8 protein-coding genes are annotated in these 7,429 nt (G+C 63.8%); 2 read left to right on the forward strand and 6 right to left on the reverse strand.

Going from position 1 to position 7,429, the window contains the following annotated elements; translation table 11 throughout:
• Positions 1-14: 14 nt before the first annotated feature.
• From VMA74_RS10325 to miaA, 6 genes are all read right to left on the reverse strand, one after another.
• Positions 15-200 (reverse strand): DUF2065 domain-containing protein, encoded by a 186-nt coding sequence (locus tag VMA74_RS10325; protein ID WP_325366675.1) that lies wholly within the window; start codon positions 198-200, stop codon positions 15-17.
• 8 nt (positions 201-208) lie between these two features.
• On the reverse strand, positions 209-1,084 hold the full coding sequence (gene hflC, locus VMA74_RS10330) for a protease modulator HflC (protein WP_325366676.1): 876 nt from the start codon (positions 1,082-1,084) through the stop codon (positions 209-211).
• The gene (hflK, locus tag VMA74_RS10335; protein ID WP_325366677.1) at positions 1,081-2,184 is read right to left on the reverse strand and encodes an FtsH protease activity modulator HflK; all 1,104 of its coding nucleotides are present in this window, start codon (positions 2,182-2,184) and stop codon (positions 1,081-1,083) included. The genes hflC and hflK overlap by 4 nt, the downstream gene beginning before the upstream one ends.
• Before the next feature lie 276 nt (positions 2,185-2,460).
• Positions 2,461-3,771 carry a ribosome rescue GTPase HflX gene (hflX, locus tag VMA74_RS10340; RefSeq protein WP_325366681.1) on the reverse strand — a complete coding sequence of 437 codons (1,311 nt, stop codon included), beginning with the start codon at positions 3,769-3,771 and terminating at the stop codon, positions 2,461-2,463.
• Positions 3,772-3,777: 6 nt separating this feature from the next.
• Complete coding sequence (gene hfq, locus VMA74_RS10345; protein WP_325366678.1) at positions 3,778-4,059, reverse strand: RNA chaperone Hfq; 282 nt, start codon at positions 4,057-4,059, stop codon at positions 3,778-3,780.
• Positions 4,060-4,226: 167 nt separating this feature from the next.
• Positions 4,227-5,174, reverse strand: coding sequence for a tRNA (adenosine(37)-N6)-dimethylallyltransferase MiaA (gene miaA, locus VMA74_RS10350; RefSeq protein WP_325366682.1), 948 nt, complete (start codon positions 5,172-5,174; stop codon positions 4,227-4,229).
• 116 nt (positions 5,175-5,290) lie between these two features.
• On the opposite strand from miaA, the gene VMA74_RS10355 reads away from it, so the two are divergent.
• Both VMA74_RS10355 and tdh read left to right on the forward strand, forming a co-directional pair.
• Positions 5,291-6,007 (forward strand): hypothetical protein, encoded by a 717-nt coding sequence (locus VMA74_RS10355; protein ID WP_325366679.1) that lies wholly within the window; start codon positions 5,291-5,293, stop codon positions 6,005-6,007.
• Between the two features lie 285 nt (positions 6,008-6,292).
• Positions 6,293-7,327, forward strand: a complete 1,035-nt coding sequence (gene tdh, locus VMA74_RS10360) for an L-threonine 3-dehydrogenase (RefSeq protein WP_325366680.1) — start codon at positions 6,293-6,295, stop codon at positions 7,325-7,327.
• Positions 7,328-7,429: the final 102 nt, after the last annotated feature.

The raw sequence follows: 7,429 nt of genomic DNA on the forward strand, positions 1-7,429 counted from the left end.
TGGTGAAACTTGTTTCAATGCATCAGCCGCAAGGTGATCAATCCGATGCCGATGGCGATCGCGCCACAGACGCGCAAGGTGCGCGGCTCCATCCGGGAGGCCTCGCGCATCACCGACTGCCAACCATGCGGCGCGGCAAACAAAAACAGGCCTTCGATCACCAGCACCAGGCACAGCGCCGCGTAGAAATCGTGTGACATGACCCTGCTCAGCGATGTGTCGGCGCGGCAGCCGGGTTGCCGAAATAGCGCAGGAATTCGGAATCGGGGCGGAGAATGATGGTGCCTTTGCCGTCGCCGAACGATTTCCTGTACGCCTGCAGGCTGCGGTAGAAGGCGAAGAAATCCGGATCCTGCGCATAGGCCTGCGCATAGATCTGCGCGGCCTGCGCATCGCCCTCGCCCTTCACTTTGTCGGCGTCGCTTTCGGCCTTGGCGCGAATCACCTGCGCCTGCGCCTGCGTTTCGGCCTTGATCGCTTCGGCCTGCTGCTTGCCATCTGCGCGGATGGCGGCGGCCTGCTGCTGGCGTTCGGTCTGCATGCGCTTGTAAACGGCCGCCTTGACGTCGTCGGGGAACTCGATGCTGGTGATGCGCACATCCACTACCGACACGCCCAGTGTCTTCTGCGTCTGCTCGTTGGCTTGCTGCAACGTGCTCGCGGCGATGTCGCCCTGGCCACCGGCAATGAGCTGGTCCATGCTGTGCGCGTTGACGATGTTGCGCAGCGCATTGCTGATGATCGGGCTCAGGCGCTGGCCGGCCTGCAGCTCATCGCCGCCGCTGGCACGGTAGTAATCGGACGCATCGGCAATACGCCATTTGACGTAATAGCTGACGTTGACGCTCTGCTTGTCGGAGGTGGCGTAACGCTGCGGCGCGCCATCGAAGGACAAAATGCGGTCGTCCAGCGTCAGTGTCTGCTGCAGCAGCGGCACCTTGGCATGCAGGCCGGGCTGGCGATCGGTGCGCAGGATCTTGCCGAACTGCATCACCAGCACTTGCTGGCCTTCGCCGACCGTATAAAAGCTGTTGAAGCCCAGCAGGATGAGCAGGACGATGATGATCGCAGCGGTGGTCTTCATGGCTGCTTCCCCTTGTCCGCTTCGTCGCCCAGCCCATTGCCGGATGGCGCCACCGTGCCGACGCCCGGCAGATTGGCGGCCGGCGCGGTTTCCCCGCGGTCGTTTTCGATGTTGATGACGCTGCGACCGTCGGAACCGTCGATGACCTTGTTGCTGGCGTGCAGGATGTCTTCCATGGTTTCCAGCCAGAGGCGGCGGCGGGTGACGTCCGGCGCGGCGCGGTATTCCTTGAGGATGAGGTTGAAGCGCTCGGCATCGCTCTCGGCGCGCGCCATGCGTTCGGCCTTATAGGCTTCGGCCTCGGCCGCCAGGCGCTGGGCGTCGCCCTTGGCGCTGGGAATGTCCTGGCTGGTATTGGCCTTGGCCTGGTCGATCAAGCCTTGGCGGTCCTGGCGCGCGGCGACCACGTCGTCGAAGGCGTCCTTGACCTCTTGCGGCGGCGTGATGGCCTGGAAGCTCACGTCGGTCACTTGCAGGCCGCAATCGTAGGCATCCAGTGTGTGCTGCAGTTGATCGCGTACCTGCTGCTGCAGGTTGCCCAGATGGGGCGCTGGCGCATTGGCATCACCCTGGCCGGTGAGGATGTCGTCCATGGCCTGCGCACCGATTACCGCCCGCACGGCCGCCTGCGCGGCCTCATTGAGCGTGCCGTCCGGATCACGCGTGCTGAACAGGTACTTTTGCGGATCGGTCACTTGGTACTGCACGTTGAAATCGACCGTGACGATGTCCTGGTCGCGCGTGAGCATGCGGATCTGGTCCGACATGGCGCGCACGCGCGAGGTCGCCACGGGCTGTACGGTTTCGATCGGCGCCGGCAGCTTCAGATGGAAGCCGGGAGCGAGGATGCGTGCATAGGCGCCGAAGCGCTGCACCACGCCCACCTGCCCGCTACCGATGACCGCATAGCTGGTCAGCAGCAGCCACGCCAGCAGGATGGCCACCACGATGGTGAGAATGCCGCCGGGACCGCCCAGCCGCCCGACGCGCTTGAGCAGATCTTTCAGGGCCGCCTGGATGCCGGGCTTACCGCCGCCGGCACCGCGCTTGTTCTTGTTCCATGGATCACGCTGCCCGTTGCCGGGTTCGTTCCAGGCCATGGTCAGTCTCCTTGAGGCCGCTGGGAGGCCGGCAGCAACGGCCGGAAAACGCTGGGTACGGGATGGGACATGGTGACGGATAGTGGGCGTGCAAGCACCCGGTTGGAGTGGCGCACAAACGGTCGCATTCTAGCAGAGACGGATAACATTAAGCCGCTCTGTCCTCATACAGGCTTGCCGTGCCGGCAGTTCGTAGATACCAGGATGACATCTCGACACGCATCAGGGTTTCCCGATGGGGGATCTCATCCGGCCGACGGCGGTTACAAACAGGCGTTATAGCGCCGCATCGGGACTGCCGAGCAATCCGCGCAACAACTCCACGTCCTGCCCTTGCCCACCGGTGAGTGGCGCCAGCACGCTGCGCGGTGCATCGATGCGCAGCCGCCAGCCTTCTTCGTCCACCGCTTCTTCCGCAATGGCACCGGCGGCACGCAAGCGGGCATGCAGCCGGCCGGCCGACAGCGGCAAGCGCAACTCCGACTGCACGCGTTCGCCGCCCAGGCAATCGCCGAGTGCGTCGCGCAGCAGATCCAGGCCTGCCCCGGTCGCCGCCGACAGCCATACCTGCTGCGGCAGGCCTTCCGCATTGCGCACGATGCGCGGCTCGCCACCGGCAAGGTCGATCTTGTTCATCACATGCAGTTGCGGCACGTCGCCGGCGCCGATTTCTTCCAGCACCTGGTCGACGACCTGGTGCAGGCGTTCGCGTTCCTCATCCGCGGCATCGCTGACGTGCAGCAGGAGGTCCGCATCGCGCGCCTCGGCCAGCGTGCCGCGGAAGGCGGCGACCAGGTCGTGCGGCAATTCGCGGATGAAGCCCACCGTATCGGCCAGCACCGCCGGGCCACAGCTCAAATCCTCCAGCTTGCGCACCGTGGGATCGAGCGTGGCGAACAACTGGTTCGCTGCATACACGTCGCCCTGCGTGAGCACATTGAACAGGGTGGATTTGCCGGCGTTTGTGTAACCCACCAGCGCCACGCGCGGCACCGTGTTGCGCAGGCGCGCACGGCGTTGCTGCGTACGCTGGGTTTGCACTTTTTCCAGCCGCTTGGTGAGCATCTTGACGCGCTCGCCGAGCAGGCGGCGGTCGGTTTCCAACTGTGTTTCGCCGGGGCCGCGCAGGCCGATGGCGCCGCCGCGCTGGCGCTCCAGGTGGGTCCAGCCGCGCACCAGCCGGGTGGCCAGGTGCTTGAGCTGGGCCAGCTCGACTTCCAGCTTGCCTTCGTGGGAGCGGGCGCGCTGGGCGAAGATGTCGAGAATGAGTCCGGCGCGGTCGACGACGCGTACATTGAGCAGCTTTTCCAGATTGCGCTCCTGCACCGGGGAAAGCAGATGGTCCACCAGCACCACGTCCGCTTCCAGCGCACGCACCGCCTCGGCCACTTCGTCGGCCTTGCCGGTGCCGATGTAATAGCGCGGGTTGGGTGTTTCCACGCGCGCAGGAATGCCCGCCAGCACTTCGGCGCCGGCGGACTTCACCAGTTCGACGAACTCTTGCGCGCGCTCGGCCGCATCGCCTTCCCCGCGCGAGTGCGGGAGGACCAATACAGCCCGTTCGCCTTTCTTCTGCCTATCGAACAGAGTGGATCAACCTTCGCTTTCGACCGACGCGTGCTCAAGGTGGGTTTCGTGGCCTTCGTGACCTTCGTGGCCGTTGCCCACACGCACGTTGCGGCTCGGCACCACGGTGGAGATGGCGTGCTTGTAAACCATCTGGCTGACCTGGTTGCGCAACAGCACCACGAACTGATCGAAGGATTCGATGGTGCCCTGCAGCTTGATGCCATTCACCAGATAGATGGCGACCGGTACGCGCTCACGGCGCAATGCGTTCAGAAATGGATCTTGCAAGGATTGCCCTTTTGACATTTTTTGTTCTCCCCCCATCTACGGATGGATCGGAAAAAAGACGGCACCAACTGGTGCCCCGACCCGAGCTTTTGGAATGTTAACCGCTTTTAAATCGAGGATGAAAGAGTTTTGTAAGTGATGACAAAGACATAACGGAATGACGTCATCTTTTTTACAACTAACTCTCACTTTGCCGCCAGGAAGCATCCTACGGCATCTGCCGCCCGCCCCAGCAGGTTGCCCTGCTCCGGATCGAGCACGCGAGCGTCGAGTTCGCTGCGCAGCCAGGTGATTTGCCGCTTGGCCAGCTGGCGAGTCGCGAAGATGCCCCGGTTGCGCAACTCGGCCGCATCGTAAAGACCATCCAGATGCTCCCAAGCCTGACGGTAGCCCACGGCGCGCAAAGCCGGCAGGTCAGGGGTGAGATCGCCACGCCGGCGCAGCGCACGCACTTCGTCGAGCAGACCCTCGTGCAACATGTCGTCGAAGCGCCGGGCGATGCGGGCGTGCAGCGGAGCACGGTCTTGCGGCAGCAGCGCCAGCTTCAGCACGCGCCAGGGGAACGGCTGGCCACGGCCGCCCTGCTGCTGGGCGCTGAGTGCCTGCCCGGTGAGCGTGATCACTTCCAGCGCACGCTGGATGCGCTGCGCGTCGCCAGGTTTGATGCGAGCGGCGGCTTGCGGGTCGAGCTCCGCCAGGCGGCGATGCATGCCTTCCCATCCGATGGCGGCAGCCTTTTCCGCCAGTTGCGCGCGCACCTCCGCATCGGCATCCGGCAGGCTGGACAAGCCGCGCTGCAACGCCCGGAAGTACAAACCGGTGCCGCCGACCAATAAAGGAATGCGCCCGGCCCCGCCGATGCGCTGCATGGCCGCCTGCGCATCGGTGCTGAAATCGGCGGCCGAGTAGGGCTCGCTGGGGTCGCGGATATCGATCAAGGCGTGCGGGTAACGCGCCAGCGTGGCGGCGTCCGGCTTGGCGGCGCCGATATCCAGGCCGCGATACACCAAGGCTGAATCCACGCTGATAAGCCCAAGCGGAAAACGCTTGCTCAGGGCGCAAGCAAGCGCGGTCTTGCCCGACGCCGTCGGACCCATCAGGAATATGGCGAGGGGTCGGCGATCGACTGGCATCAACACAGTGTAACGGCTGGGCTTCGCAGCCAATCTTGCACGAGGCTTGCGAAGCTGTACACCCGACACACCCATGGCGCGTTGATCGGATAGTTTGCCCAACCAGGATGTTGTCCATGCCGCGTTCCCTGCCCCGTCCGTCGTGCCTGTTATTTGCCGCCGGTTTGCTCCCCATCACCTGCGCGATGGCACAAGCCTCGGCCCAGGGACCGGTTTTCAGCGGCATCTGGCAGCTCGACGACAAGCAAAGCGATAGCGCCGCGGTGATCACGCAGCGACTGCATGCGGAGAAGAAACACGAGCAGGCACCTTCCTCGCGCCCTCCATCAGCAAGTTCGAGCGGTACATCGCCGGCAGCGTCGAACGGCGGCTTCGGTGGACACGGTGGCGGCCATGGCATGGGAGGCGGCATGGGCGGAGGGCGCATGGGTGGCGGTGGCCGCCATGGCCATCACGATTCGCAGGACGCCAGCAGCAGCGATAAGAGCACCCCGCCCAAGGACCCGACACCACCGCTGCTCGCCGATGATTCGTTCTTGAACGTGCAGCAGAGCAGCCAGGGCTTGCACGTGGATTACAACAACACCGACCGCCTCGATACGCGCTTCGATGGCATGCAGCGTCAATCGCTCAATAGCACCGCACGCGTGCAAACGCAGCTCACCCCTAACGGCATGACCATCTCGATGACGTTCGACGATGGCACGCAGCTCGATCAATCCTGGGTGCGTTCGGCGGATGGCCATCATTTGACCGTGACGGAAAGCTGGAAGCCCAACGATTTGCAGCAACCCGTCATCTTCAAACGCAGCTACGACCGGCTGGATTTGTAGGAGCCTGGCTTGAATGCTTCGTGCCTCCTTTGATCCGTCGCCCCGGCGAAGGCCGGGGCGACGGATCTCGGGGCGTTCAGGGCTTTGCCCCCAGCCCTCCCCTGCTATCGGCACCGTGGTGAAGGGCGCGTAGCTCACGCTATCGCGTGGCGCGACGCCTTGCACGTTGCCGAAGGTGACACGCCGCGGGCAAGTCAGCGATGTTCGCTTTGTCGTGTCGCGGCGCGTCAGGCGCATTCCAGGTAGCACTTTATAATGCGCGCTTCCCCGCCCTGGATGTCCCCCATGCCGCAAATGATGAAAGCCCTGGTCAAGCGCCTGCCCGAAAAAGGCATCTGGATGGAAGAAGTGCCAGTGCCCGAAATCGGCCCGAACGAGGTGCTGATCAAACTGGAAAAAACCGCCATCTGCGGCACCGACCTGCATATCTACAAATGGGACGAGTGGTCCCAGCGCACCATCAAGCCCGGCCTCACCATCGGCCATGAGTTCGTCGGCCGCATCGTGGACATCGGCCCGGGCGTCACTGGCTACAAAGTGGGCGATCGTGTTTCCGCCGAAGGCCATATCGTGTGCGGCCATTGCCGCAACTGCCGCGCCGGCCGCCAGCATCTGTGTCCGAACACCGTGGGCATCGGCGTGAACCGCAACGGTGCCTTCGCCGAATACATGAGCATGCCGGCCTCCAACCTGTGGCCGATTCCGGATCAGATTCCTTCCGAGCTGGCCGCGTTCTTCGACCCTTACGGCAACGCCGCGCACTGTGCGCTGGAATTCGACATGGTGGGTGAAGACGTGCTGATCACCGGCGCCGGCCCGATCGGCATCATCGCCGCGGGCATTGCCAAGCACGTGGGCGCGCGCAACGTGGTGGTGACCGACGTCAACGACTACCGCCTCAAGCTCGCCGCCGACATGGGTGCCACCCGCGTGGTAAACGTAGCCAACCAGTCGCTCAAGGACGTGATGAAAGACCTGCACATGGAAGGCTTCGACGTGGGCCTGGAAATGAGTGGCAACCAGCGCGCCTTCAACGACATGCTCGATTGCATGTACCACGGCGGCAAGGTCGCCCTGCTCGGCATCCTGCCCAAGGGCGCGGGCATCGACTGGGACAAGGTGATCTTCAAGGGCCTTACCCTGCAGGGCATCTATGGCCGCCGCATGTACGAAACCTGGTACAAGATGACCCAGATGGTGCTCACCGGCTTCCCGTTGCAGAAGGTGCTCACCCACCAGATCTACATCGACGATTTCCAGAAGGGTTTCGACCTGATGGATGCCGGTAGCTGCGGCAAGGTGGTTTGTTCCTGGCATTAAAAACGCCTCATGGCGGCGTGGGCTGGATGGTCATCTCAGCCTGCGCCGCTGAATCAACCGGAAAAGCCTGATAAGGCGCCTACGCAATTCCTACACCGCACG

It is taken from the genome of Dyella sp., from assembly GCF_035508675.1.
Classification (GTDB): domain Bacteria; phylum Pseudomonadota; class Gammaproteobacteria; order Xanthomonadales; family Rhodanobacteraceae; genus Dyella_B.